The 26,313-nt window shown below is 46.7% G+C and carries 28 protein-coding genes; 10 read left to right on the top strand and 18 right to left on the bottom strand.

Translation table 11 applies throughout. The annotated features are described in order from the left end of the window. Window positions 1-8 precede the first annotated feature (8 nt). Together OZ401_RS06375 and OZ401_RS06370 are read left to right on the top strand one after the other, a co-directional pair. Entirely contained in the window at window positions 9-1,472 is a 1,464-nt protein-coding gene (locus OZ401_RS06375; RefSeq protein WP_341467389.1) for an MFS transporter, read from the top strand. Between the two features lie 2 nt (window positions 1,473-1,474). Beyond that, entirely contained in the window at window positions 1,475-2,770 is a 1,296-nt protein-coding gene (locus tag OZ401_RS06370; protein ID WP_341467388.1) for a hypothetical protein, read from the top strand. Between the two features lie 14 nt (window positions 2,771-2,784). Here OZ401_RS06370 and OZ401_RS06365 read toward each other — a convergent pair whose 3' ends face one another. Further along, entirely contained in the window at window positions 2,785-3,243 is a 459-nt protein-coding gene (locus OZ401_RS06365; RefSeq protein WP_341467387.1) for a hypothetical protein, read from the bottom strand. Between the two features lie 194 nt (window positions 3,244-3,437). Here OZ401_RS06365 and OZ401_RS06360 point away from each other — a divergent pair, with 194 nt between their 5' ends. Then, window positions 3,438-4,007, top strand: coding sequence for a cysteine hydrolase family protein (locus OZ401_RS06360; RefSeq protein ID WP_341467386.1), 570 nt, complete (start codon window positions 3,438-3,440; stop codon window positions 4,005-4,007). On the opposite strand, the gene OZ401_RS06355 is transcribed toward OZ401_RS06360, so the two are convergent. The 10 genes from OZ401_RS06355 to OZ401_RS06310 all read right to left on the bottom strand — a co-directional run bounded on the left by OZ401_RS06355 (window position 3,999) and on the right by OZ401_RS06310 (window position 13,349). Beyond that, a complete protein-coding gene (locus OZ401_RS06355) occupies window positions 3,999-4,811 on the bottom strand; it encodes a hypothetical protein (RefSeq protein WP_341467385.1) in 813 nt (270 codons plus the stop codon). The two genes, OZ401_RS06360 and OZ401_RS06355, sit on opposite strands and share 9 nt — an antisense overlap. Window positions 4,812-5,040: 229 nt before the next feature. Then, window positions 5,041-5,484, bottom strand: a complete 444-nt coding sequence (locus OZ401_RS06350) for a response regulator (protein WP_341467384.1) — start codon at window positions 5,482-5,484, stop codon at window positions 5,041-5,043. Window positions 5,485-5,790: 306 nt separating this feature from the next. Further along, window positions 5,791-6,789 (bottom strand): transposase, encoded by a 999-nt coding sequence (locus tag OZ401_RS06345; RefSeq protein WP_341467383.1) that lies wholly within the window; start codon window positions 6,787-6,789, stop codon window positions 5,791-5,793. Window positions 6,790-7,068: 279 nt separating this feature from the next. After that, window positions 7,069-7,920: a hypothetical protein gene (locus OZ401_RS06340; protein WP_341467382.1), complete on the bottom strand. Its 852-nt coding sequence runs from the start codon at window positions 7,918-7,920 to the stop codon at window positions 7,069-7,071. 46 nt (window positions 7,921-7,966) lie between these two features. Then, the gene (locus tag OZ401_RS06335) at window positions 7,967-8,770 is read right to left on the bottom strand and encodes a PmeII family type II restriction endonuclease (protein WP_341467381.1); all 804 of its coding nucleotides are present in this window, start codon (window positions 8,768-8,770) and stop codon (window positions 7,967-7,969) included. Window positions 8,771-8,778: 8 nt separating this feature from the next. Next, window positions 8,779-9,699 carry a DNA-methyltransferase gene (locus tag OZ401_RS06330; RefSeq protein ID WP_341467380.1) on the bottom strand — a complete coding sequence of 307 codons (921 nt, stop codon included), beginning with the start codon at window positions 9,697-9,699 and terminating at the stop codon, window positions 8,779-8,781. A gap of 102 nt (window positions 9,700-9,801) precedes the next feature. Next, complete coding sequence (locus OZ401_RS06325; RefSeq protein WP_341467379.1) at window positions 9,802-10,308, bottom strand: GrpB family protein; 507 nt, start codon at window positions 10,306-10,308, stop codon at window positions 9,802-9,804. Between the two features lie 23 nt (window positions 10,309-10,331). Continuing rightward, window positions 10,332-11,438 (bottom strand): lipid II:glycine glycyltransferase FemX, encoded by a 1,107-nt coding sequence (locus OZ401_RS06320; protein ID WP_341467378.1) that lies wholly within the window; start codon window positions 11,436-11,438, stop codon window positions 10,332-10,334. Further along, a complete protein-coding gene (locus OZ401_RS06315; RefSeq protein WP_341467377.1) occupies window positions 11,439-11,990 on the bottom strand; it encodes a LabA-like NYN domain-containing protein in 552 nt (183 codons plus the stop codon). Between the two features lie 147 nt (window positions 11,991-12,137). Further along, entirely contained in the window at window positions 12,138-13,349 is a 1,212-nt protein-coding gene (locus tag OZ401_RS06310) for an aminotransferase-like domain-containing protein (RefSeq protein WP_341467376.1), read from the bottom strand. 228 nt (window positions 13,350-13,577) lie between these two features. Between OZ401_RS06310 and OZ401_RS06305 the strand changes: the two genes are divergently transcribed. Beyond that, window positions 13,578-13,865 (top strand): DUF1330 domain-containing protein, encoded by a 288-nt coding sequence (locus OZ401_RS06305; protein ID WP_341467375.1) that lies wholly within the window; start codon window positions 13,578-13,580, stop codon window positions 13,863-13,865. A gap of 89 nt (window positions 13,866-13,954) precedes the next feature. Here the strand turns inward: OZ401_RS06305 and OZ401_RS06300 are convergent, their stop codons facing one another. The 3 genes from OZ401_RS06300 to OZ401_RS06290 form a co-directional block, all read right to left on the bottom strand. Next, a complete protein-coding gene (locus tag OZ401_RS06300) occupies window positions 13,955-14,881 on the bottom strand; it encodes a cytidylate kinase-like family protein (RefSeq protein ID WP_341467374.1) in 927 nt (308 codons plus the stop codon). A gap of 67 nt (window positions 14,882-14,948) precedes the next feature. Continuing rightward, window positions 14,949-15,395, bottom strand: coding sequence for a DUF2752 domain-containing protein (locus OZ401_RS06295; protein WP_341467373.1), 447 nt, complete (start codon window positions 15,393-15,395; stop codon window positions 14,949-14,951). A 119-nt stretch (window positions 15,396-15,514) separates the two neighbouring features. After that, window positions 15,515-15,973 (bottom strand): TM2 domain-containing protein, encoded by a 459-nt coding sequence (locus OZ401_RS06290; RefSeq protein WP_341467372.1) that lies wholly within the window; start codon window positions 15,971-15,973, stop codon window positions 15,515-15,517. A 343-nt stretch (window positions 15,974-16,316) separates the two neighbouring features. Between OZ401_RS06290 and gyrA the strand changes: the two genes are divergently transcribed. The 4 genes from gyrA to OZ401_RS06270 all read left to right on the top strand — a co-directional run bounded on the left by gyrA (window position 16,317) and on the right by OZ401_RS06270 (window position 21,600). Then, window positions 16,317-18,878, top strand: coding sequence for a DNA gyrase subunit A (gene gyrA, locus OZ401_RS06285; protein ID WP_341467371.1), 2,562 nt, complete (start codon window positions 16,317-16,319; stop codon window positions 18,876-18,878). Window positions 18,879-19,081: 203 nt separating this feature from the next. Further along, a complete protein-coding gene (locus OZ401_RS06280) occupies window positions 19,082-20,095 on the top strand; it encodes a GDP-mannose 4,6-dehydratase (protein WP_341467370.1) in 1,014 nt (337 codons plus the stop codon). 2 nt (window positions 20,096-20,097) lie between these two features. Then, window positions 20,098-20,991 carry a bifunctional DNA-formamidopyrimidine glycosylase/DNA-(apurinic or apyrimidinic site) lyase gene (mutM, locus tag OZ401_RS06275; protein ID WP_341467369.1) on the top strand — a complete coding sequence of 298 codons (894 nt, stop codon included), beginning with the start codon at window positions 20,098-20,100 and terminating at the stop codon, window positions 20,989-20,991. 162 nt (window positions 20,992-21,153) lie between these two features. Next, complete coding sequence (locus tag OZ401_RS06270; RefSeq protein WP_341467368.1) at window positions 21,154-21,600, top strand: hypothetical protein; 447 nt, start codon at window positions 21,154-21,156, stop codon at window positions 21,598-21,600. A 145-nt stretch (window positions 21,601-21,745) separates the two neighbouring features. On the opposite strand, the gene OZ401_RS06265 is transcribed toward OZ401_RS06270, so the two are convergent. The 4 genes from OZ401_RS06265 to OZ401_RS06250 all read right to left on the bottom strand — a co-directional run bounded on the left by OZ401_RS06265 (window position 21,746) and on the right by OZ401_RS06250 (window position 25,346). Beyond that, window positions 21,746-22,192, bottom strand: a complete 447-nt coding sequence (locus OZ401_RS06265; RefSeq protein WP_341467367.1) for a bactofilin family protein — start codon at window positions 22,190-22,192, stop codon at window positions 21,746-21,748. Window positions 22,193-22,291: 99 nt separating this feature from the next. Further along, window positions 22,292-23,599 carry a M23 family metallopeptidase gene (locus OZ401_RS06260; RefSeq protein ID WP_341467366.1) on the bottom strand — a complete coding sequence of 436 codons (1,308 nt, stop codon included), beginning with the start codon at window positions 23,597-23,599 and terminating at the stop codon, window positions 22,292-22,294. A gap of 130 nt (window positions 23,600-23,729) precedes the next feature. Continuing rightward, window positions 23,730-24,638, bottom strand: a complete 909-nt coding sequence (locus OZ401_RS06255; protein WP_341467365.1) for a hypothetical protein — start codon at window positions 24,636-24,638, stop codon at window positions 23,730-23,732. Between the two features lie 144 nt (window positions 24,639-24,782). Further along, entirely contained in the window at window positions 24,783-25,346 is a 564-nt protein-coding gene (locus OZ401_RS06250) for a DUF4446 family protein (protein ID WP_341467364.1), read from the bottom strand. A 49-nt stretch (window positions 25,347-25,395) separates the two neighbouring features. On the opposite strand from OZ401_RS06250, the gene OZ401_RS06245 reads away from it, so the two are divergent. Then, a complete protein-coding gene (locus OZ401_RS06245; RefSeq protein WP_341467363.1) occupies window positions 25,396-25,611 on the top strand; it encodes a hypothetical protein in 216 nt (71 codons plus the stop codon). A 171-nt stretch (window positions 25,612-25,782) separates the two neighbouring features. Beyond that, entirely contained in the window at window positions 25,783-26,241 is a 459-nt protein-coding gene (locus OZ401_RS06240; RefSeq protein WP_341467362.1) for a YbjN domain-containing protein, read from the top strand. Window positions 26,242-26,313 lie beyond the last annotated feature (72 nt).

Below are 26,313 nucleotides of genomic sequence, written 5' to 3'. Positions count from 1 at the left end.
GAGGTAAGATGTCGATTAGTCCACGCGAAGATGAACACAATCCGGCGGGACAGGCGGAAAAATATCATAAAAATGTGGCTGATAAAGAATTCGCACTAGCCTACGATTATTCTGAGGTTGAAGCCTCGAATGAGGAAGCGCGGAAGCTTGATCCAAATGGGACAGACAATATTCCGGTCTGGCGTAATCGCTACTTTATGTACCTGTGGATTGCGCAAGCCCTCTCCCAAACCGCGCAACACACTCTGAATATTTCGCTGATAGTGTACGTAGGTAAACTCACCAAAGACTCGCCCACCCAAACTTCTATTGTTACCGCTTGTTTCTTGCTGCCGGGTGTTTTCTTCAGCGCAATTGCCGGAGTATTTGTAGATTGGTTTCGCAAGCGCACTACCCTGCTTGTTACTAACATCACTCGCGCTTTACTGGTTCCCTGGCTCTTTTTCATGACTGCCTTGCCTTTGGGGTTGGCGTTACCTATCATTTATTTGATAACCATTATCTTTTCGACCATCAGCCAGTTTTTTAATCCGGCAGAAGCTGCCGCGATTCCGCTATTGGTCAAGCCTCACCAACTTACCAAAGCCAATTCGCTCTTCCAGATAACCCTTTTCGCCACCCTCTTTCTTGGTACTTCGCTGCTAGGTCCACTTCTGCCCGACCTAATCGGTCCCGACAAGGTTTTTCTGGTAATTGGGATTCTATATTTCATTTGTATATGGCTGGTGTGGGCATTGCCAAAAAGCGAACAAGTTCACAAACGACCGGGTGATAAAACTATTTGGCAGACTATTAAGGATATATTTCTTGGTGTGTACGAGGCGTGGCAATTTATTCGCAAAGATACCCAGATATGGCTGGCGATAGTTTATCTCTCTACCGTGCAAACCGCCCTGTTCACTATGACCGCAATCGGTATCCCTTTTGTCGGCGAGAAGGGGTTGAAGCAATCGAGTAATAGCATTATTTTCGTACTTGCCCCGCTTTCGATTGGACTTGGCGTTGCGGTTGTGCTGGTCAATCGGGTTGTAACCCCTGCCAACCGCCTGACTGCTCTCAAGTATGCCTGTGGCGCATTGGGTATTATTCTGGCATTAGTCGGTCTTGTAAAACCGATTGCCGACCTGTGGGTGCTGATAACCGCACCGGGTGTACCGCTCGGTGGCCCGGGACTTATTCTCTTGCTGGTGTCCCTATCTATACCCTTTGGCTTTGCTATCGGTCTATTGAATATCCCCGCGCTGACAATTCTACAGGAACGCTCTCCTAAAGAGTTGGTAGGGCGTGTATTCGCAGCGTATTTCACTTTTGCCAATGCCGTTTCAATTATACCGATTCTCTTTGCAGGTGCATTGGGCGACATTTTTGGAGCGGTTCTGGGTGTAGGCAATGGCATTGTGCCGGTATTCTTCCTCTTCGGCGCTTGCGTTGTGCTGGTAGCATTTTACGGACACAGACGCGCTAAGGTATAGGCTTGCGAAAATACCTAAAATTCCTCCCTTTGCTGCTGGTTCCAATATTGGCGTTAGAGCTATTTCTACTACTGACCGGATCGAACGAACCGCCGCAGCCTCCTTTGCAATCCCTCATTAAGAATATTGAAAGGGTCAATTCAGCAATTCCGCGCGCCCGACTCAACCCACAACGAGGTATTCATGCTCCGGTAGGGTTTCACTGGACAGATACCGACCGAAGCTCTTTCCAATCCTTCCGCGATATAAACGGGTTGAATCGCCCACCGGGTATGATTCTAGCGCTCAGCGCCGACCTTGAAGCCGCCGGGAACAGCGCGGGGGTGAGCATGGAACAGGATTTGCTGGCATTTCAAAAGCAGGGCAGCGAAATTTACCTGCGTATTTATCCGCAACGATTTCCCGGCGGTTTGACCGAGCCATTCGGCGGCGAAAGGAATACCATCAGCGGTGAGCCTAAAGATGCAGTAGAAGATATGATAAATGTGCTGAAGGGGCAACAGGCGCGGTTGGGTAGACATTTAACCCGCCTGATTCCGGGCAACGAGCCTAACCTAGAATGGAGCAATGGCACATATTACCAAAACGTGCTATCGTGGCAAAGCAACGATGACCCCACCAAATACGATGCCATCAATCGCTTTTATTTGCAACTGTATGATGTTTGGGAACAACGCTTGAGCCAACCCGATGCTGCGCCGTTTAGGGACGTGCAACTATACTTCCCGCCCTTGGGGCAAGATGGGCATCCCGATTATTTCGGCGGTTTCTATTTTTACGACAACGGAAAGCCCACCGGAAACAAATATGATCGGTTGCGCCCGGCAATTGAGCGTTTTCCGGGCTTTAGCTGGCACAATTACTGGCGACCGGGACACGCTTGGGAAGATCGCGCTATTGTGCACTTCCCCGATTGGCTGAAACAGGCGATTGTATCCAGCACGTTGTTTTCCGTTATCACCGAAAGCGGTTGGACACCCGGCGTTATGAATCCTGTTCTTACCGAAGAACAGCAACAGCTTTATCAGTTATGGCGTGGTCCTATCTGGAGTTGGCTCGGTCCTATCCCGGTTGCCTCGCCCACACAGGATGATACAATTGAAGGGGTGCGCTTCGAGCAAGAGGTGCGCTACTTTATAGAACAGTGTTCGGGCGCGGCTTATGATACACCAGGCGCGGCACATGCGATAGCGGTGTGGTTGGCAGCTTCTAACGGCTATTTTCAGGAAGCGGTTGGAATAGAGCGGAATGGACAAATGCGGCGCTGGTTTGCCGATTATACGGCATGGGGCAAGTAAAAAATTTGGCGGCGTTATGCAATTACCAAATTGACCAACCCTTTAATACTTAGTATTGCCACGCTGAAAAGCACCGGCAAACCCAATAGCCCGCTGGCAATCGCCGACCCAAACCAAAATTCCGCCTGAGTTATAGTCAGGATATCTTTGCGGGTAGTCATGTAGATAAGCATGGCACATTCGGCGGAAATAAAAGTAAAAACGGTAAGGATAATACCGAATACTAAACCGGGTATTATGCCAAACCAATGTTTGAATGATTCGGCTCTTGTCGTTAGAAAACTGGTCAAAAAAACTAACCAGATGACACCGACCGCTATCGCTACATTTAGATATAAAAACCTGTCTTCGTAATTTGGATCGGTGGGATACCAATTACCTATGGCAGAGATTCCAAACCAGATAATCGTAAGTACAAACGCCAGCCAAAACAAAACTATTCTTTTTATCAACCGGGATAATTGATTGAACATTTTAGAACCTCTACTTCTATAGTAGTATCCCTGAAGCGTAGCTTTATTGTATGTGTAACACTTGAGCGGCGACGAGATGTACGTTATTTTACAATTATATCTTATCTGTGTATTCTAGATAATACCGTTTCCTGATAAAAGATTATTGAAATTATTATACAAGTTTATTAAAAAAATGTATTGAGGTGTTACTGATGAAAAGAGCCTTGCTGGTGATTGATGTGCAATATGAATATTTTACAGGTAAGTTACCGGTCACTTATCCGCCCGGCAGTTTTGAAAATATACTGAAAGCGATGGATGAGGCTAATGCTCACGGGGTGGTAGTAGTGGTTATTCAGCACACTGCCCCACAACCTAACTCAGCCACTTTTCGCAAGGGCAGTCATGAATGGGAATTACACTCCGAAGTAGCGAGTCGTCCGCGTGCTACCCTAATTGAAAAAAATTTGCCGGGGAGTTTTACGGGTACTACTCTAGAGGAATGGCTGACAGAACACGGAGTGGATACACTAACCATCAGCGGTTATATGACCCAAATGTGTTGTGACACTACGGCGCGACAGGCAATGCACATGGGTTTAAACGTGGAATTTCTCTCTGACGCTACCGGCACGCTAAGTATTAAGAACGGGGCTGGCGCGGTGACAGATGAGGAATTGCACCGCGCTATTCTGGTAACTCAGGCTATGCGCTTCAGTAAGGTACTAACCACCGCAGAGTGGCTGGCAAGCCTAGATAACTCCGAAACCGGGTTAATTTGAAGGCGCAGGAGTTTTCGCTAATTCGACATATTGCTGAGTAGCATCATTATTACTGTCGGGTGGGGGGGTAGTAGTGGCAATTGTCGTAATAGCTTTCACCGGATTAGTGGTTACTACCTGCGCCAGTAGTGGAGCAGTAGTATCAGCCCCGCTAGTAATATTATCTTCAGAATTTTGTTGAATTATCGTTTTTTCTAGATCAAGCTGCACTTGCGCCAACTTGCTACTGGTAAGCTCAAGGCTAATTGCCAGATCAAGTGGGTGAGTTTTAATTAATTCTTCTAGATAGGCAATATGATCCGACAGAGATTGGCTACGATTATCCAGAGTCTGGGTAACAGATGAAGGGCTAGACTCCGAAACAAGCACGGCAGGTGATTGGAACATCGGTGGTATAAGTATTATCAGAGAAACCAACAAGAGGAGCGCAGCCCAAGTTAAACCAACAGCTATTGTAACGATTTTACGTTTGGTGGATGTGATAATACCCTGCACTAATTCGCTCAAGTAATAGTAGGAATGCCATTCCCAACGTTTTAGAACATCAATGCGCTTAAAATCTTCGCCATCCTGCAAAAAAAGCTGTGGGGGCGTATCGGGATAAAGGGCATCTACCAGAATAATCGCTTTGCGAGGAATAGGGGCTTGGGTAACAAAACTAAAACTCACATGTGTATCGTTCACGCGGTTTATATCGACATGTTGACCGGAGGCTATTTTCCGCAACTGGTGATACTCTTGGCGGAATCGACCTTTTTCAACTAATTCTTGGCACCAATCCATTACTTCGCTATCTTTAAGCATAATACCTCAGTCCAGCAGGGCTATTCAGCGAACGTAATGGCAAGCATATCGTGAGCAAACGACCTTGCACCGCTTTCAGACCCTGATTAATAATACGGGGAACTCCAACTTTACATTTTCCGCAATTATGAGAGCTACGGATATTTTACATGTATATAAATAACACCTTTGTATTAATTTTCTGCTTTAACTGCCCCGATTTTTGATTACAAATTTGTATAGCTGTAACTTATTTGTTGGCAAGGATTTTATTCTTGATAGAAGAAACCCTACCATAAGGTTTTTGCGCCACTAATCGTAGCATCGCCAGAATTTTCTCGATTCCAGCCGACCTTGAACAATAGGCAGCAGCATGCGCCTGAAAAGCGCTGCTTACGAATTCATAATCATCATTGTCGCCAAGAATGATTACTTGCAAACCAGAATTTTGGTGGACAAGTTGGCGGGTAAGGCTAATTCCATATTGATCGGGCAGCGTGAGGCAGCATAAAACCAGAGCGGGTTGGTGCAACTTTACCAAATCGAGTGCCTGCCACCCGGCAGTTGCTTCGGCTACTACCTCAAAATCAGGCTGGTTGCTTAGGGTTAGGCGCAATTCTAACTTGTAAGAAGGACTTTCTTCTACTAATAGCACCCGAATCTTGTCATTATTGAATTCATCCTCAGTGAGCATTGAATACCCTCCCGGCATAACTACAAACAAATAGAACTTTGGCTTAGAAACGCTGCAAGAACGCGGGTTTCAAACCCTTGCTGAATATTAAGTTCTAAACCAGTAATAAGCGAAAATCCAGAATTGGATTTGTGCTGTGATTCTCCCTGTATAACTAATAGAACACCAGCAATTGCCAAAAGTAGCGGGCATTTTCTCACTATTTAATCGAATTTTTTATTAATTGTGATTGAATATTATGAGGTCTTGGGAAGCGCGGTTTTGAGGATAACTAGAATCCCAAACGTTGCGGAAAGCATCTTAGAATCACTTAAATTGAAGCGAACAAACTTTTGTGGAGTTTTTAATTAATTCATGAGTAAGTAAGCGTACCTGCTGCTGTGTATAGCCTTCGGACATATGCTCCTCATAGCCTTGTTTTTTGATGCCCCGTTTCTCAACGTAGCACGCTTCGCCAGCACAAGGTAAGTTGTGACGCAAGGGCACAGTCGGAATATCTTTGACCTCGCGCCAGCATAGCTGACCCGCTTCAAAGTAAAAATGTTGCACCCAAAGCTGTTTTAAAGTCTCGACCTCTTCAACTGCTCTTAACGTTTCTCCCGGTGGGGTAGTTTCAGCATAGATCGCTTGAAGTAACTTGATACCATCGGTTCCTACCGTTTCGATGTAGGTATTGCGAGCTTCTTCGGTTTTGGGAACACGGTATTCTTCAATCTGAGGGAAGTAACGCTCGAACCATTCGGGAGTCAGGTGCTGACGCAACCAAGTGGGAGCTACTATAGCAAGAGCATGAATAGTGGCACGCAACATTTCGGCGACCTTTTCGGTTCGATTGAGGGAGCGTAACGTTGCCAGTACATAGGAAGAGTCGGTATGCTGTTTAGCCCCGCTCATTAACAACCTGCATTGCTTGAGGCGTTCCAGTACCAGTTCAAATAAACGTTTTTCAGGGCTACCTTCGAGTAAGCGAGTACGAAATTCTGACAGAACATGGGAATCGAAGCCACTGTCGGTAAGTTCCAGCCCTAAAACGTATTTCCAGTCAATTCGTCCACGCACCATCTCAGCAGCTTGGCGATCGGTAAGATTTTCAATATATTGCATGATAGTAATCAAAACCAGTCGCCAAGCCGCAAAAGAGAGTCGCGCACGAGGAGGAAATAAAGTAGCAAAGTCCCGTTCGGAGTAAATACAGCCCAGTTCATTGCGAATACGCATGTAAAGATTGCCTTCAGGAAAAGCCTGTTTAGTAACCTGATCAGTCAATTCCGGGATTGTGCTAATTGGCTGGGCTAGAAAGGACATACAATGGCTCCTATTGTGAAGTAAATAGAAGTAACCTGTTTTTCTACTTGTAAACTAGCAATCAACAAAAGTATTCTTGCTAACTATCAGGTTCTAACTCGAGTATAAATAAGAATCCGGAATCGAATACGGGCTGTAAATTTTCTTGTATATATATCATAACTCCGTAGAGAGTTAAAAGTAGCGGGAGTTTTTTTGATAATTAATTAACTATTAGGAGTGTGATTCGAATCGTAATAAACCACCGAGAATATGCACTTATGTGAAAAGGGTTCTCGATCAGGCGTGGAAACTGATTTTCAGAGTAGCTAGCACCCCATGACAGTGCGAGACAGTGGCAATGGCAAGGTGAGCAACCGGATGTTCAGCGGTAAGGGAAAGAGCCAAGGCTACCGCTCGCTTACGTGCCTCAAACAACTGATGAGCCGGGGTTGTGCCGATACCATGCGAAAAGTGGCGGCAAGTGAAGGTTATTGCCGCATCAAAAGTGAGCGGATTAGAAGCGGTATTAGGTAAGGGCTGACAATTAGGTTTGTTTTCTGCGTTCAGACGTTGGGCAGCAGTAGATGAAGGCACAGGCAATTTTCCGCTCGCCGCCCGCTTCACATCTTCTTCCAAATCCCAATCACGTACATCTTTGATGGCAGGGCATTTGTGCGGCTCGATACAGGCAGTCGGGCATTTCCACCCGGCGCGACTAATATAACGATTGCCACTTTTGGGGTCGAAATATTCGTAGGGCAGCATAGTGCGCTCTTCAAAGCCATTGCGCTCTATGACAATTCCGGGGTGACCAAGTTCCAGCAAACGTTGGGTAGTGGCGAATTGCAGCCAGTCGAACAGCAGATGTGGCGCAAAGGGGGCAGGCACTATTTGAACCGAGTCGGCGTGGATTTCGGGACTGTAATTTTGGGAGTCGGCGAAGAATTTTTGCAAATATTCTTGCCAATCGCTTTGCACAAACTCAAATTGGGGCGCGTTTCCAAACTTTTCCAACGCGGGCGGGCGGGCATTGCGATCTACGATAATAAGCCGAGTATCGGCGGGTAGTTTGCCTTTGAGAATAGCCTTGTAAAGCTGCTCACTATGGTAGATGCCGTAACAACCACCCCCGATTACGATTAGTTTCATTTATAGTTTGCTTCCCCTATCTGCTAGTGGTTTTATGCCGAGGTATTCACGATAAATCCTGACTTCCACTCCCGCTTGCCGCTGATGAAAGCTTTACTATTTCCTCCCAACGAATTGCGCCAGTTGTAGGGTCACAAAATTCTTTGCCAAATTGTAGGGTGAAAAGGTTGATAATCTTGGCATACTCTTCCAAGAATAATTCATTTTTTTCTTTAGCTTGGTGTCCAAGCGGCTCAACAATATCAATATACAGAGCCGGATTGCCTGAAATAAATTCCCAGAAACGTTGCCCACAGAGTTTATAAAATACCACTGCACTAACAACTTCCTTGTTAATCTTGATTTTGGCATATTTCTTTGGTTTTTGGTCTTTACCATAGCAACAACCATTGACCGGTATAACAAGCAAGCCCGGTGTTTTCTCGGTTAGAGCTTTGATAAGATGTTCAAAATTGAGATACATTCGATTTTGTTGGTCGCTATTACCCCAATTCGGACCGGATTTGATAGAGACTATGTAATATACACCGTCCCTAACGAATTCTAAATCCATACCCGTGTTGGTAGATTTCCAACCACCATAAACTTTGCTATTTATGAAAATTGCGAGCCGTTCCAGAAATTCCCCAAAGTTGGTTTCTTCTTGAGAGATAAGAAAAGCATCCAATACATATTTGACTAAATCACCTGCAACATTCAAGTTTTTAGCCCTAAACAAATAAGGGTTCTTCCTACCGAGAACCGCCACCAATGATAATCTTTTCAGGTCTTCTAATTGTTTGTCGTGGAAAATGCTGATGTTGTTTTCAACAAATGCAGCGATTTCATCATAAGTGATTGAGCCTACCATAGTATTATTTATCCGAACAGCTTTTGTTCTTTTTCACCATCCGACTCACTGGTCAAATTGTCATCGTCTAATAGGAACAAAGTCGGTTGGATAGCAGATACAGGCAACTTGGTACTTTTCACCCGTTGGTTAGCAATTTCAACATATTCGCTTTTTACTTCTAGACCTACATAAGAGCGACCAAGTTGTATGGCAGCAACCGCAGATGTACCAGAGCCAAGAAATGGGTCTAACACCACATCTCCCGGCTGTGTAAATAGCTTAATAAACCAACTTGGTAATTCTAGCGGAAAGACCGCGCTGTGGCTCTTGTTTCCGCATTCAGTAGCTAAGTGTAAAACATTGTCAGGATAAGCCATATCACGGTCAATCCATTTGGAAATATTCTTGCCAAAACCACTGTTCACGCGAGATTCATCGCGTATCTTGTCGGTTTCACTGAGCTTTTTTAAGCGACTTTGCGCCCAATCTCCCATCGGTACTCGAACAGCATCCTGATACATTTTAAAGTGCTTCGATTTTGTGAAATGCAAACAGCGTTCCCACCCATCCCGAAAGCGATTTGGCCATTTGCCTGGATAGCTGTTCTTTTTGTGCCACATATATTCCTCAGTCCAGAACCAACCTTGCTTGCGTAGCGCGATTATCAATTCCAGAACATAGGTATGGCGTTCGCCATCAACTACCCGCTCTTTGATATTCAAAATAAATGAGCCTTCAGGCTTCAGGACACGCTTTAATTGTGCAGCAATCGGCAGAAACCATTCCACATATTTGTCAGGATGTATGCCACCATAGGTATTGCTACGCTGGTCAGCATAAGGAGGAGAAGTGACAATCAAATCAATGCTATTATCGGGAAGAGTAGGAAGCAGAGTTAAAGAGTCTCCTTGATAGATTTTATTTTGCCAATCTGCGTCACTGGTCATTTATACTATACGCCTTATTTTGAGTACATTTCTTTTGAAGTGAGGGTGAAATCCAAACATATTATAACATAGGTTCTAGTTTTAAAAGGTAGTGAGTCGATACTACTCTCCAGCTTTGCGCTCGATGTCGGTAATAAAAGCAGTTTTGGCGTTGGTGTAGGCTTCGCGGTCAAGGCGATATTTTTGCGCCAGTTCGAGCTTGAGCGCAGCATATTCTGTCACCGTCTCCGGGTGAGCAAGCAGATAATCGCGAAAGGCTAGATGGCGTTTTTGCTCTGCGCTACCCTTTATGACTATATGCAGGTGGTGACTCCGGGGCGTGCCTTTGCGGAGAAATAAGCGATCGGATTGCTCATTAGAAGAATCGGGCTTGTACAAATAGCCGAGGGGTTCTAGCAACCGGGCGTAAAGCTCTCCCGCTTCGAGTTGAGTCACTGCCACCATAATGTCAATAATAGGCTTGGAGGGCAGTCCCGGCACTGCCGTGCTACCGATATGCTCGATAGCAACAAAACGACCTGTCAGAGCTTGTTTCAACGCATGCTTCTCGGCTTCAAATTTGGCTGACCAAGTGGGGTCGTATTCTTCAATTACAATCGGTTCTTCCATAGCTTTTGAACTGGAGTTGAAGTTTACCCCCCGATGCCACCGCGATAACGGCGCATGCGTTGCCAGATGAGATACATGGGGCGATTGTAAACTAGGTCATATGCGCCGGGATAGCGCACTACATCGCCACCGAAGCCGAGCTTGAAGCGATACACACCCCACAACCCATCGCGCACATTCTTTTGCTCAAGCTCTTCGCGCTCATCGCTGTCTTCACCGATGTTTTCGGGGATACCCCAGAAATCGTACCAGAGTGCGCCCTGTTGCTGCGCCCATTGGATGGCACGCCATTGCAGCAGGTAGGTGGGCATTTCGCGGCGATGCTCGTTACTGCTTGCCCCGTAGAAATAAGCCGATTCCGCCCCGAAAACGAATACCATAACTCCGGCAACGATTTCGCCCCCGAACTCTGCCAGCCACAACGCACCCTTCCCACCCTCCGGTGAGGCTTCTTGAAAAATGCGCCAAGCATCAAGGTAGTAGCTAGAGGAGTGGATGCCAAAGCTATCGCGTTGCCCGGTAGCTTCCATCAGCCGATAGAAAGCCTCGAAATCAGCAGGGTTAGTGGGGTCAGCGAGGCGACAGGTTACGCCCCGACGCTCTGCCAAACGAATATTATAGCGAGTCTTGGGCTTCATGCGCTCTAGCAATTGAGCAGGTGTTTGCGAGAGGTCGAGACGAATAGTAGCAGCAGGTTGCACCGGTTCAGAAGAAGGACGAAAGCTTAATTCGGTGGTAAGATATTTATCCAACGTAGCGTTATCAAAAAGATTTGGCTCGATTTTTAGGTAAATGGCACGACGGCGACGAGCAGCCTTTCGCAGCAATTCGAGCAGCGCGTTCACCAACCGCTTGTCCGACCAATCTACCACCGGACCTCTGGGAATGTAAGCCACCGAGAGTCCAGCCATCTGGCGGAACAAAATTTGTGCGCCTGCAAGAATACGCTCGCTACCCTCTTCGGTAATAGCTACACGTAGGGGTTGCCACTGGTGCAGTTTTTTGAACTCGCCCCAACTGTAGCATTGCAATAAATGTCCAGTAGGATGAGCCGCCACAAATTCATCCCAACGGCGGCGCTGTGTCGGACCTACCAGATAAAGGTTTTGTAATGAGGCTTCTTTCAGCATCTAGTTGCGGTAATCGTTTGTGCCAAGCGCAGCGCCGGGATGAGCAGCCATTACACTCCCGCCGCAACCACCGTTCCTGAAAATATCCGGAATACTGGAAATCTCGGTAAAGCGATCCACTAGGGTAATAAGTTCATTTGAGGTGCTAATGCCAAAGCTGATTACCTCGAAGCGCACTCCTTTATCCTGTATGGCTTTGACCAAACGCGCAAAATCGCCATCCCCGCTGACCAGCACCACAATATCAAGATTTTGTGCCATGAGCATCATATCCACCGCTATCTCAATATCGAGATTAGCTTTGATACGCCCAGTATCGTATTTGTGGATGTCCTTGCAGACTACCTTGTATCCGTTGGAAGCGAGAAAATCTATGAACTTGCGTTGGCTGTTATTTTCAGGGTCAATTCCGGTGTAAGCGATTGAGCGGATAAGAGTGCGCCCTCTGCTGGCAAATTCCAGCAAGCGGCAATAGTTTACTTCCACGCCGGCGCTTTTGGCGCTATAAAACAGATTAGATACGTCCACGAAAACGCCCACATTTGCAGACATACTACTTACTCCCTTTACTGTAACCGAATATAATGTAATGTTATTTAATGAAATTTGCGCCGAGATTTGTTTTTATAAGCGCCCCGCCCGGTTATAATTGCCCGAACGGGGAGCGTCCTTTTTGTTTCCTAATTTGAAAAGTGACGACTAAGCGTCCGATTCCATCTCTTCCCTGATGATTTCGCCTAGAATGCGCATCCCTTGCTCAATCTGGTCGAGTTTCACAAAGCTAAAAGCCAAGCGGAGCGTGTTATTGCCCTTGCCACTGGCAAAGCAAGCAGTTCCAGGTAAATAATTTACGCCTGATTTTACAGCTTTACTCAACATTTTAACAGTATCTAATCCTTCTGGCAATTCTACCCAGATGAAGAAACCGCCATGCGGTATATTCCAGCGTGCGCCATCGGGCATATAACGTTCCAACCCTGACAGCATGCGATCGCGTTTGCGGCGATAGAGATTGGAAAGTTCGTTGGTGTGGCGTTCCAGCCGCCCGTTCTCAGCAAATTTAGCGGCGATATATCCGGCAAAGGGGTTTGTACCGCCTTCATCCTTCAAACCAGCGGTGCGAGATACCAAATCAGCAGAACCGCCAAGCCAACCCAAACGCATTCCCGCCGCAAGGGTTTTGGAGAAAGTTCCGCAATGCAGCACGATACCTTTATCATCCAACGTCCACAGCCAAGGTGGCACTTCACCTTCGAATAGCAAACCGTGATAAGCATCATCCTCTAATACCAGCACTTGATGTCGTTCCGCCACTTCCAGCAAGTGTTTGCGCCGTTCGAGGCTCATGGTAACCCCGGTAGGATTTTGGAAGGTTGGGATGGTGTAAATAAATTTGACGGACTTGCCCTGTGTGCGTAAGTCCGTAAGGGTTTTATCCAGCGCGTCAATATCCATGCCATTCTCGTCCAGCGGCACCTCTACGATTTCCGCTTCAGCTTTGCGGAAGGTGGTGACCGCTCCGAGGAAGGTGGGCGCTTCTACCACGATATAATCACCCTTGTCTATCAACAAACGGCACACCAAACTGAGCGCCTGACCGGAACCGGCAGTTACCAGCAAATTTTGGGTGGCTAATTCTATCCCCTGTTCTTTGCGAATGTAGTCAATCAGAAATTCGCTGAGGGGTTCAGGGCTGTTGTATTGAAGCGCAGAAGCCGCCTGATGCTGCATTACCCAAGCAGTTGCTTCGGCAATTTCCTTAGCCGGAAAGCTTTCCTCGGCTGGCAAGCCATAGGTAAAAGCAATCATATCACGAGCTGCCGCAGGTGCCGCACCGGCTTTAAGTTGCGCAGCGCGGTTTGCCAGCAAGGATGAGGCGAAAGAAGCCTGTTTGATTGTTGTATCGGTCACGCGAGAGACCTCCTCATTTTAAATATGGGTGTTGTTTTATTTTGCTTCATTATGCTAATGAGGCAGGTAGAGTACAACCGTCTTTTCGCCTATCCTTCAAATTGCATTTTTGCCCACCGCTATTTCAGGATGGTGCTAAAATGCTAACATGTCCTTTTTTATTAATTCAGCCTGTCTTGTCATGTGGAATAAAGCAACATTTATAGTAGTGTGGGAGGTTTTAAATAGATGGCTGCATATGTGATTGTTGACCTTGAAATTACAGACCCTGAGCTTTATGAGGAATATCGTCGGGTAGTGCCCGCCACCATTGAAAAATACGGCGGCAAATATATTGTGCGCGGGGGTAATTCCGAAACATTGGAGGGCAATTGGCAACCAAAACGTGTTGTAGTGCTGGAATTTGAAAGTTACGAGCAAGCCAAACTCTGGTATGACTCGCCCGAATACGCCGAACAAATGGCAATTCGCCACCGATCCGCAATTACAAACTTGATCATATTGAATGGAGTCTGAGTGTAGCAATAAAAGAACCTGACCCAGAGCGGCACTCTTCACCTAGTCAGGTTCAAAATCAAGCAAGTTTTAAGGGTACAAAGCAAACGTCAGCTTGCGCGATAACGCCGTGACCAGTCTGCCAACGCCTCGCGACTGATGCGAGTTACGTTATGGTTCATAACTGTAGCCTTGAGTTCGCCACGATATACCGCTTGCTGCAACAGGTCGGGGTCGGTTAACAACACCTCAGCAGCTTCTTTCAAGCTATAGCTTTCCTGATCTTTTAAGCGGTCGTAGGTGCGATGAATTTGCAACGGATCGTTTACCTGAGTTTGCTGCGACTCTTTGACAAATTGCGCGATAGTAGTAGCCGCCGCCGAAAGCGACATTCCGGCAGTGTTAATCACGAGATGATAATTATCCGGGTCGAGCCAATCGGCATTAAAATACTGGCGTATGTACTGGAAGCGCATTCCATCTTCACGGGCAATCTCCTGAGCGGCAATATCTTTATCAATGTGGTGCAGGAAAGCGATACGCTCGATTCTATCCTGTAAAGGCGCATGAAGGTGAATATTGGTCACACCTTTCCAGTCTTTAAGAATAAAGTTTGCGCCCCGCCCCATAATGACCACATGTCCGGCAGTGGCGGCTTCTTTTATCAATCGCTCAACCAGCACATGATAGCCACTTAGGATTTTCATTCGCTTATCCTCTTCAACCATTGAAAGGTTTTCAAGAATAGGCTTTTCTTCTTGAACCAGTCCAAAAGAATCACGATCCGGCGCAAGTACCTTGCTGAGTGGTACGTCACCTTTAACGATAAGCTTACGTAACTCTTTCATACGAGGCAAGATTTTTTCATCGAACTCGGCTAAATCTTCTTCGGGGATTTGGAGATGGGTAGCAGCGGTTTTAATAGCATGACTATCCACATAAGAAAGTTTTAAGGTTTTTGCTAATTCTTGAGCAATCGCCCTTCCACCACTACCTTCTTCATGGGAAATGGTGATAACCATTCGGGTCACTGTCATAGTGAGCCTCCCTTCTACAATTGGTTGTTTCACCTTAATTCTAGTGTACAACTGTTAGGGCAAGGTATCAAGACCTCGGAGAAAGTCGCGTGAAAGGAGCGAAGGGCAGGTTTCGCAAGAAGGCAAACCCGAAGGCGATAGCGATAATTGCTTTCTGCCAGCGCGAGTCTAGTTTGAAATCCGGTTCGAGGCGACCTTTTTCGAGAGATTGTTGAAGATAGCGATAAGCGGGCAGAACCAACACAGGCGCGCCAAGCACAAACAGAGCATTCAGCTTTATAGCCGATTTGAAATTCCCATGTAGCAAGTGGTAAGCAGCGCGGGTTGAACCACAAGCAGGGCAATATAAGCCCGTCAGCAAGTGAAAGGGGCAGCGCGGGTAAAAGTGTGCGCTGGCAGGGTCGGCAAAATACAGCACAGGTAAGGCGACAGAAGCAACACCCGCCACAGTTGCAAGTTTCAACTTCTCTTTTTTTACCAAACGCTCAAGTTTTTGAAAAAAGCTGAACTGCATATTATTTTAGGGCTTTCGCTTCGGAGAAATTCAGACAAGGGGTTTAAACCCCTTGTCTCTATTGCAGGCTCATTTCTACTGTTTTAAGCGGAAGTCCTACAACCACCATTTGAACAGGATTAGTTTGCTCGTAGCGGCAAGCCGTTAGAATCAGGCAGTTTCTTGGTAGCGATCAGAATAATATCTATCAACGACCAGATACCTAAACCCCCACAGGTTAACAGCTTCACAATACCCAAGCCGGTATAACCCAGATAGAAACGGTCAACACCAAGACCACCTAGGAAAATGCTCAGGATTAAAGCCACCATCCATTCCTTATCGGAAACAGGTCCGGCGTACATCGGCGCACCGGGATAATAGCCCGGAGGTGGAGCGCCGTACATTCCCGGAGGGGGAGGCGCACCATAACCCGGAGGAGGCGCACCGTAAGCATCCGGAGGGGGAGCGCCATAGCCCGGAGGGGGGGGAGGCGCGCCATAACCCGGAGGGGGCGCACCATAGCCCGGAGGGGGTTGGTTGCCCGGAGGGGGTTGATTGGGATTATCCCAAGGGTTAGGATTCTGTGGATTGCTCATTCAGGCTTTCCTCTCAGTCGCTAAATAAAAATGCCAACACTTAGTTCAATGAAGGTAAGTTAAACACAAACGCGAATAAGTAAAATGCTAGAGCAATTATAGGTTAGGTTCAACTCTATAGCAATATCTCTGAAGATAGAGTAATTAAATCAACCGCTTGATTTTAAAGTTGATTTCAATATGTTTAGAACTAAACCGCTCGGTATTATTTATGTTTATGGCTTTGCAATAGGATATTTTCATATTAGCGCATGTTCTAATAAATTGACTTTCAGCCTCAAAAGGTCTATAATATATAGGTTGACAATAGTAGTTCTCAAGGCAATATGGAGATAATCCCCGAATGGAAATTGGAAACGTTCGCTCGATAAACATCGAAGATGAGATGCGTACCGCCTACCTTGATTACGCCATGAGCGTAATCGTACAGCGCGCTTTGCCCGACGTGCGTGACGGGCTTAAGCCGGTGCATCGGCGCATCTTGCACTCAATGAACGAAAACGGGATTCGTTCCACTACGCCTTACAAGAAATGCGCCCGTATTGTCGGTGATGTGTTAGGTAAATACCATCCACACGGGCAGGATGCGGTATACGAAACGCTGGTGCGCTTCGGGCAGGACTTCAGCATGCGCTACATGCTTATCGATGGTCAGGGTAACTTTGGCTCGGTTGACGGTGACCCACCCGCTGCAATGCGCTATACCGAAGCCCGTATGGCAGGTATTGCCGATGAGCTATTGCAGGATATTGATAAAGATACGGTCGAGTTTCAGCCAAACTATGACGGGCTAGAACTTGAGCCGAAAGTACTGCCCGCCAAACTGCCCAACTTGCTGCTGAACGGAGTGCAGGGTATCGCTGTTGGTATGGCAACCAATATCCCGCCACACAACCTCAACGAGCTTGCCGACGCAATTATCTACCTAGTTGATAACCCGGAAGCCAGCACCGAAGACCTCTCTGAAAGATTAGTGGGACCCGATTTCCCCACCGGAGGCATCATTCTAGGAAAAGCCGGAATCCGAGAAGCTTACGCCACCGGACGCGGCAGAATGATTATTCGCGCCAAAGCTCATGTGGAAGAAAATAAAGGGCGTTTCAGCATAATTGTGACCGAACTGCCCTATATGTGCAACAAACGTACCCTCCAAGAACGCATCGCCGAACTGGTCAAGGACGGCAAAATTGACGGTATCTCGGACATGAATGACGAGAGCGATCGCAACGGTATTCGCCTAGTAGTCGATCTCAAGCGCGATGCACAGCCCCAAAAGATTATGAACCAGCTTTTCAAATATACGCAGCTTCAAACGAGCTTTAGCATCAATATGCTGGCGTTGGTTGAAAACGGGCTTGTTCCGAGAGTGTTGCCCTTAAGGCGCATCCTGCAATCTTACATCGAGTGGCGGCAGGAAGTAATTACCCGACGCACCCGCTATGACCTGAACAAAGCACAGCAACGCGCCCATATCCTCGAAGGTTTACTGAAAGCGATTGCCAATATCGACAAAGTAATCCAGACTATCCGCGAATCCAAAAACAGGGATGCTGCTAAAACCTCCCTGATTGAAACTTTCCAGTTAAGCGCGGAGCAAGCGCAAGCAATTCTGGATATGCAACTCGGCAGGCTGGCAGCGTTGGAACGACAGCGAATTGAGGACGAGTTCAATGAACTGCAAAAGACCATTGCCGCTTTGCAAGACCTCCTCGACCACCCCAAGAAAATTCTGGGAATAATTAAAAAAGATCTGCAATTCCTCAAGGAAAAATACGGAGATGTGCGCCGCACCCTAATTATCGAGGATGCCGATGGTGACCTCTCGGTGGAAGACCTGATACCGGATGAGGTGGTGCTAGTTTCGATTACCAACAAAGGCTATGTCAAGCGCCTCCCCCACGATACCTACAAAACCCAACGGCGCGGCGGCAAGGGCGTTAACGGAATGACTACCCGTGAGCAGGATGTGGTACAGCATACCATTATCTGCAATACGATGGATAGCCTGCTCTTCTTTACCAATAAAGGGCGCGTTTTCCAGCTTAAAGTCCATGAAGTGCCAGATGCCGGACGCACCGCTAAGGGCTTGCCGCTCATCAACCTAATCTCGATAGACCAGAATGAGCAGGTAACTTCGGTTATCGCCATTAATAATTTCGAAAACGCCAAATACCTTGTTATGGCTACCCGACAGGGCAAAATCAAACGCACCAACCTGAGTGAGTTCTCAAGCGTGCGTAGCAACGGGCTTATCGCGATTCGCCTAGAGGAAAAAGACGAACTAGGTTTCGTTTGGATTAGCAATGGGTTGGGCGAGGTCATTTTGACTACCGCCGAAGGTAAAGCCATCCGGTTTAAAGAAGAAGAGGTGCGTCCTATCGGGCGCGATGCAATGGGCGTAAACGCAATCAAGTTGGTAAATGAGGGCGATTACGTGGTGGGGATGGATTTGGTTGATCTGGAAGCCGACTTGTTAATCATCACCTCACATGGCTTTGGCAAACGTACCCCGATGGATGAATTTCCGGTGCATGGGCGCTACGGTCAGGGCGTTATCGCTATGCGTCTAACTCCTAAAACCGGGCGAATCGTGGCAACCCGCGTTGTAAGCGAAAGCGATGATGTGATGCTGATGACTACCAGCGGAATGCTAGTACGCATTCCAGTGCGCGAAATATCCCGGCAGGGTCGCGCTGCTCAGGGTGTCACCGTGATGAGCCTCGGTAGAGCAGGAGATTCAATCGCTTCGGTTGCGGTAGTTACCGAGGAGAGAACCCGCTTCCGGCAGGATGAGAACATTAATGAATTGAAGGGAGGCAACGGTAACGGGGCGCTCCAACTGCTGGACGGGGAGGTTAATCCCGAAGAACCAGAGAATCATAACGGCAACGGTCATAAGAATTAAGACCTGATCAAAAATAAAAAGACCCTTCCAGTAGCGGCAAGGGTCTTTTTTCATACTTTAATTTTAGTCAGGGAACAATTAAATTGACAGGCATAAGCTAAGCTAATATCATAGCAGTAGCTTCAAGGGCAGCTTACGCTGATCGAGTGGGTAAGCTAAAATAAATACTCGTTTAACGAGGCTAGGCGTTTAATCAAAGTCAAATGACACAAAATATTATTATTACAGGTGTCGCCGGATTTGTTGGTAGCCATCTGGCAGACCTGATACTGACACAACCGGGCAGCTACACCATACATGGAATCGTAATTTCAGACCCAAATACACAGGCACAACCGAATCTAGCGCACCTTGAAGGTAATAAACAACTCAAGTTGTATGAATTGGATTTGTCCGAAATAGAGGCACTATCGAAACTCGTTTCGGAAATACGTCCGGATTATATCTTTCATCTGGCGGCACGCAGCCATATTGCGCCCAGTTTTGCCAACCCCGCCGAAACCCTACAAAATAACCTAACCGCTACCCTGAATCTGTTCGAGACAGTCAAGCGGCTCAATCAGCAGGATGGTTACAATCCCGCAATCCTGAATACCGGCTCAGGCGACCAATATGGCTTTATTCTACCGGAAGAATTGCCGGTGCAGGAGAGTCAACCCTTCAGACCGGGAAGCCCTTATGCGGTCAGTAAAATTACGCAGGAGATGCTAGGCTACCAATACTGGCGCAGTTTCGGCTTGCGCATTTTTAATACCCGTGCCTTTAACCAGCTAGGTCCTCGCCAGAACCCAGAATTGGCAACTGCCGCTTTTGCGCACCAGATCGCACTATTGGAACTCGCCCACCAACATGGGCAGGCTATAGCCCCTTTGCGGGTAGGAAATCTGGACAGCAGCCGGGATTATACCGACGTGCGTGATATGGTAAGAGGCTACTGGATGGCACTGAACAGCAGCAAATGCGAGCCGGGTAAGCCGTACAATATCTGTAGCGGTAAGGACTGGAAAATAAGCTACGTGTTACAGATGCTGGTGGAGCATGCCAAGTGCCCCATAAAAGTGGAAAGCGATCCCACTCGTATGCGTCCTAGCGATGTCCCGGCGGTACGCGGGGACTCTAGCCGTTTTAGGGAAGCAACAGGCTGGCAACCGCAAATCCCACTAGAGCAAAGCATCGAGGATTTGCTGAATTACTGGCGAAACGAGGTTAAGGACTAGCAATGCCCGAATTACCCGAAGTAGAAACAACAGTACGCGATTTACAACGGGTATTGCCCGGCAAAACCATTCGTGCAGTAACTTACGCAGATTGGGAACGAATGGTGCAAACTCATCCAGTGACGGTACTAAGCCAGCTTATTGCAGGCGAGAAGGTTATCGAAGTGAGCCGCCGCGCTAAGTACGTGCTGGTGGCGCTTACCAACTCAAAGCATCTGGTCTTTCACCGCAAGATGACCGGCAATCTATTCTTCCGGGCAGGTAATGACCTTACCGACCGCTATACCCGCTTTATCATCGCCTTCGAGGATGATACAGAATTGCGTTTTGCCGATTTGCGTAAATTCGGTAGGATTTATTTATTTACCAGCGATGAAGAATTACAGCAGTATCTTGCCCATCTAGGACCTGAGCCGCTAACGGATAGTTTTACTGAGGAAGTATTCGAGAGCTTATTGGCTAAACGCAAAGGCATGTTGAAACCGCTACTCTTAAATCAAAGTGTGTTAGTAGGGCTTGGAAATATCTATGTAAACGAGGCGTTATGGGTCAGCCGCCTTCACCCGCAACGCCGCGCCGAAAGCCTAACCGCTGAAGAACGCAAGCGGCTTTACCACGCCATCCGCGAAGTGCTGGCAAAAGCGGTGGAAAATCGAGGCACAACCCTCAGCGATTATCTTGACGGGGAAGGACAGCGCGGACGCAATCAAGATTTATTATTTGTACATGAACGTGAGGGCAAAGCCTGCCCGAATTGCGGACAGCTAATTAACTATATTTTCGTTGGGCAGCGCGGTACTTACCTGTGCTTTAATTGTCAGCCTACCCCTCCCGGCGTGATAATGCGACTCCCAAACAAATTACGCACTCACCGGAACAACCATCCCACTCCTTAACACAGCATATCCAAATAATTCTCTTTTCCGAAATTTAAGCTACTTTTTTTTATGCTATCATAGAATAGTACAAAGTTTAAATTGGAATTTCACATTTCTTATACAAGAATTTTATGCCCATCTATAAATTTCAAACTTGTCGGGGCAGGAGGAAGTAAAACAGTGGAACGGGATGAGTTTATATCCCAAGTTCTTTCTACTATAGATGAAGCAGAAGTTATGACTATCTTCTTCCCAAATCTGTCTAAAGCTTTAGTAGTAGATACACGAGTGGGATTGAGTGACAAACCATTGGTTCGGGTTATGAACCAAGTAAATTCGATGGAAGAGCGTATGGGCATCCTTGAAAAAATGCGCCCTACTCTTGGTCGAGTGCGTAGTATTGCGGGTATTCCTTGGACAAAGTCTATCCGTTCTTTAAAAGAAAATGAAATTATAAGTAGGCTTGAAAAAAGGCTGCAACTCTCCGGTTTACAACCTTTTGAGTCGAAACAGGTTTGCGAAGAAGCTTTCAATAAACTTCAAGAAATAGAACGCAATCAATGGGCAGATCTTATTAAAGGACAAAGCGTGATGTACAAAACCATTTGGGAGACTCCCAGCCTTTAATAAGTTTTGGACGAAATTACCTGCCAACCCTTCTGTTTCATCGCTTATTGCGGCATTCCTTGTGAGGATGTCGCATTTTATTTTGGAAATAAATAATAAAAAGACGGCTGTTAGCCGTCGTTTAAGCATCATTTTCAGTTTGTTGTTACTCGTTAGGACTTTCTAACAAGAAACGCGCTTCTTCCTCGTCGGGTATTTGAGGCATACGTACCTGCCCCTTGAATATCGCGCCTTCTTCCAGAAAAACCTTTGGGCAATCAATATCACCCAATACACCGCCCGCGTTAAGCACTTCTACGCGCTCCAACGCCTCGATATTACCTTTTATACGACCAGCTACCAGCACATTGCGGGCTTTAATATCAGCCATTACCTTGCCGGTAGGTCCGATAATAACGTTTGCGGCAGTTTCGATATGTCCTTCGAAAAACCCGTCAATACGGATAGAACCTTCGGCTTTTAGCTCACCTTTGAGACTGGCAGTGGAACCAATCGAGGTTTCGATATGCTCATCAGGTTTGATATTGCTACCTTGCGGAACGGAAAGTTCATTCCCTGTGCGCGATTGATTACCACCAAACATCCTAGCCATTGTATTAAATTGACTCCTTCACTAACGAAAAAAGGGTTGCGAAAAAATCGCTTGTATGCATCATAACAGAAATACGACTAAAACTGCAAATTTCTTTAGTTAGCGACGTGTCAAAGTTGGTACAAGGGTAGCGGGGTCAATCGGCATACCGTTGCGATGGACTTCATAATGAATGTGAGGTCCGGTACTAGCGCCGGTATTGCCGGACAGGGCAAGAATATCACCACGCCGCACGGTTTGTCCCAATTTTACCAGTATTTTGGAATTATGCGCATATCTGGTGAGCCAACCACCCGCATGGGTTACTTCAACCATATTGCCGTAGCTGGAGTCGTAGCCGATGTAAGTTACAATACCCGATTTAGTCACCTGAACCGGAGTACCTTCGCTGGCGTTAATATCCAGCCCATAGTGAAATTCCCTTACACCGGGACGGAAAGGACTCATGCGCCAACCGTAGGGGCTGGTAATTTGCCCGTACCAAGGTAAAACATCGGGGGCAGCATCGGTATCGCCCAATTTACTTAACTGTGACAGGCTGGCAGAAGCCGAATTAAGATCGGCGCGTTGTTGCGACAGGTCTTGCCTGTAATTATTCAAAGTGAGAGTGTAATCGGTCAGGCTTTGCTTGCGATTTTGCAGAAGTTGGCTGAAGGAATCGAGCTTGCTCAACAAACCGTTAAATTGGGCAAGGTATTGCTGTCCTTGTACAGGGTCAAGATATCCGCCATTAAGGCGAACAGGAGGAATATATTGGGAACTATCGCTACCTTGCGGACGAACGGTAGAAGGTACTAAAGGAATCTGACTACTGCTCGACAAACCTAACAGGTCTTGCAATTGACGCGCCACTGTTTTGAGGCTATTAATGCTATCTCCCAAATCCTGAAGTTGTCCTTCAAGCTGACCAATTTCAATCAGCCGTTTCTGATTTTCTTCCTGCAAATCGTTCAAGCGGCGTTCCTGCAAATCAATTACCCGCTGGCGTTGCTGTTCACGTACCGAAGCGCTATTTTGCCAAGCGAGGCTATCTCCATTGTCCGTGATAGTGCCGGATACCGCCGAGAAAATGCCAAAGGCAGCCCCTGTCAATAGGGTCAGAACGACTAATAAAAACAAGGTGCCTGTTATTTTGCCGAGACGCAGACGCAAGGGTGGTTTATCGGGGGAAGTGGCAATTGAAATGGAAAACCAATCACGGCGAGAGGTACGAAGCGGTGCAGAAGTAGTAGTCAACGGGACACGACGTGACCCCCGGCGCACTTCTTCTTCCCCAATCATCACTTCCGGGCGAGGCGCAGGTGGATTAGCGCGTACCAGTTCGATGGCACGCCCATTAGAAGGTTTATTTCGGCTGTTTGAGGTAGTTTGAGTTTCGGACGCTTTATTTTTTGAAGTCTCCGACACAATTTACTCCCACTTTGGCAACTAAATGTCCCCGCCTACTTCACATAAATAGAATATAGGGGATAAAGCCGGTACTGTCAATAGTACCGTTCGGCTTGTATCCCCAGTGTTTGTATTGCCTTTCAGAGCGTTATTTGCCCAACGACGTTATTTTGCCCATGTCTAATTCCATATACATAACCGTCAGTACCGCTTCATCCGACTTGATATTGTAATTATCGGAACTAATACTGAAAGTTGGAACGGCAGAGCCGGAGGAAACGGTAAACATCTTGTTATTGTCTTTGGTGTAGGCATATCCACTACTGTTAATAGCCCGGTTAGCCGTGGTAGAAGTCCAGCCGTTCTTTTTCAGTTCAGTTTCGTAATATTTCAAAGCAGTGTTAAGTTCGGAGCGTTTGATTCGGTACACCTCAACTTGGACATTGTTAATAGCACCGTTGGTCATGCTGGTTAAAACCTTGATGCTGCCATCTAATACATCACGGTCGTTGGATTTCAAATCAAGGCGGGTAGCATTGCCGTAAACCGGCAATCCCTGCGCGGCAAGGCGGTCTCCGATAAAGAAAGTAAAGAGGACAACCAGCACTACACCGACCAGCGCTACCACAATAATGATAAAAGCAGTGCTGAAAAGAAGATTTGCTTTCTTTTTTCCTTCAGGCTCCGTAACCTTAGTCGGAACATGCGCTGTTGCAACAACATCAGTCTCCGATTTTGCTTCTGGCTCGGGCGCAACTGGCTCAGCTTGAACCACTGCCACTGCGCTAGTTGCAGCATTTGTGGCAGCCTCAAGCGAGTGCAACCAACTACGCGCGCCTGCTAGGTTGGAGTTAGACGGCTCTACCTGTGCAACCCTGTCAAGCATGCTTTGTGCTAGTGTAACGCTGGTCGAGGTAAAAGCCATCCACAACATAATATTGGCATCGTTTGGGTTTCGCTCCAAGAGAGTGGTCAATAAACTGAAAGCTTCCGTCTTGTGACCAACTTGAGCGAGCGAAATTGCATCGTTAAATTGCTCAAGGTCTTGAGGGGACATGTTTGTAAGCTCCGGTGATGATAATTACTAAAATAATAATTGGAAAAATAATCCAATACTATTATGAAATGGGTATGTATCTAGTACAATACCAATCACCTGAAAGTACCATTGTTAAGAGGGGGAAATAAGTACCAGAAAAAATCAGTTATCTTCGGGAGCAGAGAGCATTGCTTTTGAGGTAGATGGGAAATCAGGCGCAAGTTGCTGGTTGCGCATAGCCTGATCTATTGCTGCCTGCTCTTCGGTGCTGATAGTACCTGATGCCTGACCACGTTTAACAGTTTTAGCGTAAATGCGCGTGGCAGTACGTCCATGCAAACTGCTCATCACAAAGCCGTTGCCAAAACTATCAATTATAGCAAGCGCAAAACTCTGGTCACCGCCCATATCGGTAAAGGGATTAAAACGAACAAGACCGACCGATTGGTAGCTGCGGTTCTGGCGAAGTTCCAACTCACGCATAGCGGTTTGAATTACGTCAAGCATAGAAGCATCGCGCTCGATGCGTTTGAGGCGATTTATCAATTCCTCAAGACCGTTTTCCCCGCCTCGAGTATCGCGCACAAAATTATCCAGTAAACGATACATCTGATTTGCGTGGTTATTCACGCGCCACAGCATATAGCCCAACCCTGCCACCAGCAGAATTGTCAAAACCCAGAGATATGGTCCAGCACTGTTAAAGAAACTTTCAAAACCTGTCATTTATTCCTGCAAGGGGACAAATAAACTTGCAACAAGCTATATAGCAAAAATGGAACGCAAATTTATTAGCCATAAAACCGAGAAGGCGAACCTGCTTAACAAGAGTTCGCCCCAACAAAATGCAAGCACAAACGGCACATCTAACACAATTCTAACGATACGGGTAACGCTTGTCAAATCGGTATGCGGGCGTAAGCCAAAAATCGGCGGGGGTTTAGCATCCCTACGAGAGCGCAACGCGAACGCCGTTACCAAAACCCTATAAAAAAAGGCGATTCTATTCTTAGATAATGACCTTTATTATATTATTTTCTACTTGCTTAAATATACAAACTGATGTAACATTTTAATACCAATAAAAATACTAATTAATAATCCCGACCGTATATTCTCAAAAATAAACCCTAATTAGCATAGGGAATGGAGAGTCTTAATATTGTTTCAGACTCCGATCTATCAAGCACTGGTGAACTTTTTTAATACGGAAGAGTGGTCATTCATTCCTAAGGAAGATGAACCAACCCTTCGATTATGGTATCAAGGAACTAGCGGTCAATGGGTTTGCTATGCCAAAGTACGAGAAGAGCAGAAGCAAGTATTTTTCTATTCGGTCAGCCCGGTGGTTGTACCGGAAAATAAATTTGGAGCCGTTACCGAATTAATCAATCGGATAAACTGTAATCTGGTTTTCGGCAATTTTGCTCTGGATTATGAAGACGGCACCTTCCATTTCCGAACTTGCCTTTTGTTCGACAATACCAGTCCCAGTACCGAACTATTGCGAAAACTGGTTTTTTTCAATGTAATGTTGATGGATGAATACCTGCAAAGCCTAATGCAGGTGCTATACACTGATGCCAGCCCTGCTGAAGTATTCAGCCAATCCAAGGATTAGCCGCCGCCTCTTTCAACGACTAACCCTTAAGCTACCTCGCAACACAATTGAAATCAGTTTCAAAAAAATTGA

Origin of the sequence: Candidatus Chlorohelix allophototropha, assembly GCF_030389965.1 — a bacterium.
GTDB classification, from domain to species: Bacteria; Chloroflexota; Chloroflexia; order Chloroheliales; family Chloroheliaceae; genus Chlorohelix; species Chlorohelix allophototropha.
This window is presented reverse-complemented; position numbering and strand designations above follow the sequence as displayed.

Excerpts from the sequence above, each read along its gene's own strand:
- OZ401_RS06250 (WP_341467364.1), bottom strand. The coding sequence starts at position 25,346 with ATGACAGGTTTTGAAAGTTTCTTTAACAGTGCTGGACCATATCTCTGG.
- OZ401_RS06330 (WP_341467380.1), bottom strand. The coding sequence starts at position 9,699 with ATGACCAGTGACGCAGATTGGCAAAATAAAATCTATCAAGGAGACTCT.
- OZ401_RS06290 (WP_341467372.1), bottom strand. The coding sequence starts at position 15,973 with ATGAGCAATCCACAGAATCCTAACCCTTGGGATAATCCCAATCAACCC.
- OZ401_RS06325 (WP_341467379.1), bottom strand. The coding sequence starts at position 10,308 with ATGGAAGAACCGATTGTAATTGAAGAATACGACCCCACTTGGTCAGCC.
- OZ401_RS06265 (WP_341467367.1), bottom strand. The coding sequence starts at position 22,192 with ATGGCTAGGATGTTTGGTGGTAATCAATCGCGCACAGGGAATGAACTT.
- OZ401_RS06340 (WP_341467382.1), bottom strand. The coding sequence starts at position 7,920 with ATGAAACTAATCGTAATCGGGGGTGGTTGTTACGGCATCTACCATAGT.
- OZ401_RS06335 (WP_341467381.1), bottom strand. The coding sequence starts at position 8,770 with ATGGTAGGCTCAATCACTTATGATGAAATCGCTGCATTTGTTGAAAAC.
- OZ401_RS06375 (WP_341467389.1), top strand. The coding sequence starts at position 9 with ATGTCGATTAGTCCACGCGAAGATGAACACAATCCGGCGGGACAGGCG.
- OZ401_RS06315 (WP_341467377.1), bottom strand. The coding sequence starts at position 11,990 with ATGTCTGCAAATGTGGGCGTTTTCGTGGACGTATCTAATCTGTTTTAT.
- OZ401_RS06280 (WP_341467370.1), top strand. The coding sequence starts at position 19,082 with ATGACACAAAATATTATTATTACAGGTGTCGCCGGATTTGTTGGTAGC.
- OZ401_RS06245 (WP_341467363.1), top strand. The coding sequence starts at position 25,396 with ATGGAACGCAAATTTATTAGCCATAAAACCGAGAAGGCGAACCTGCTT.
- OZ401_RS06295 (WP_341467373.1), bottom strand. The coding sequence starts at position 15,395 with ATGCAGTTCAGCTTTTTTCAAAAACTTGAGCGTTTGGTAAAAAAAGAG.
- OZ401_RS06320 (WP_341467378.1), bottom strand. The coding sequence starts at position 11,438 with ATGCTGAAAGAAGCCTCATTACAAAACCTTTATCTGGTAGGTCCGACA.
- OZ401_RS06355 (WP_341467385.1), bottom strand. The coding sequence starts at position 4,811 with ATGCTTAAAGATAGCGAAGTAATGGATTGGTGCCAAGAATTAGTTGAA.
- mutM (WP_341467369.1), top strand. The coding sequence starts at position 20,098 with ATGCCCGAATTACCCGAAGTAGAAACAACAGTACGCGATTTACAACGG.
- OZ401_RS06350 (WP_341467384.1), bottom strand. The coding sequence starts at position 5,484 with ATGCTCACTGAGGATGAATTCAATAATGACAAGATTCGGGTGCTATTA.
- gyrA (WP_341467371.1), top strand. The coding sequence starts at position 16,317 with ATGGAAATTGGAAACGTTCGCTCGATAAACATCGAAGATGAGATGCGT.
- OZ401_RS06360 (WP_341467386.1), top strand. The coding sequence starts at position 3,438 with ATGAAAAGAGCCTTGCTGGTGATTGATGTGCAATATGAATATTTTACA.
- OZ401_RS06365 (WP_341467387.1), bottom strand. The coding sequence starts at position 3,243 with ATGTTCAATCAATTATCCCGGTTGATAAAAAGAATAGTTTTGTTTTGG.
- OZ401_RS06305 (WP_341467375.1), top strand. The coding sequence starts at position 13,578 with ATGGCTGCATATGTGATTGTTGACCTTGAAATTACAGACCCTGAGCTT.
- OZ401_RS06345 (WP_341467383.1), bottom strand. The coding sequence starts at position 6,789 with ATGTCCTTTCTAGCCCAGCCAATTAGCACAATCCCGGAATTGACTGAT.
- OZ401_RS06300 (WP_341467374.1), bottom strand. The coding sequence starts at position 14,881 with ATGACAGTGACCCGAATGGTTATCACCATTTCCCATGAAGAAGGTAGT.
- OZ401_RS06255 (WP_341467365.1), bottom strand. The coding sequence starts at position 24,638 with ATGTCCCCTCAAGACCTTGAGCAATTTAACGATGCAATTTCGCTCGCT.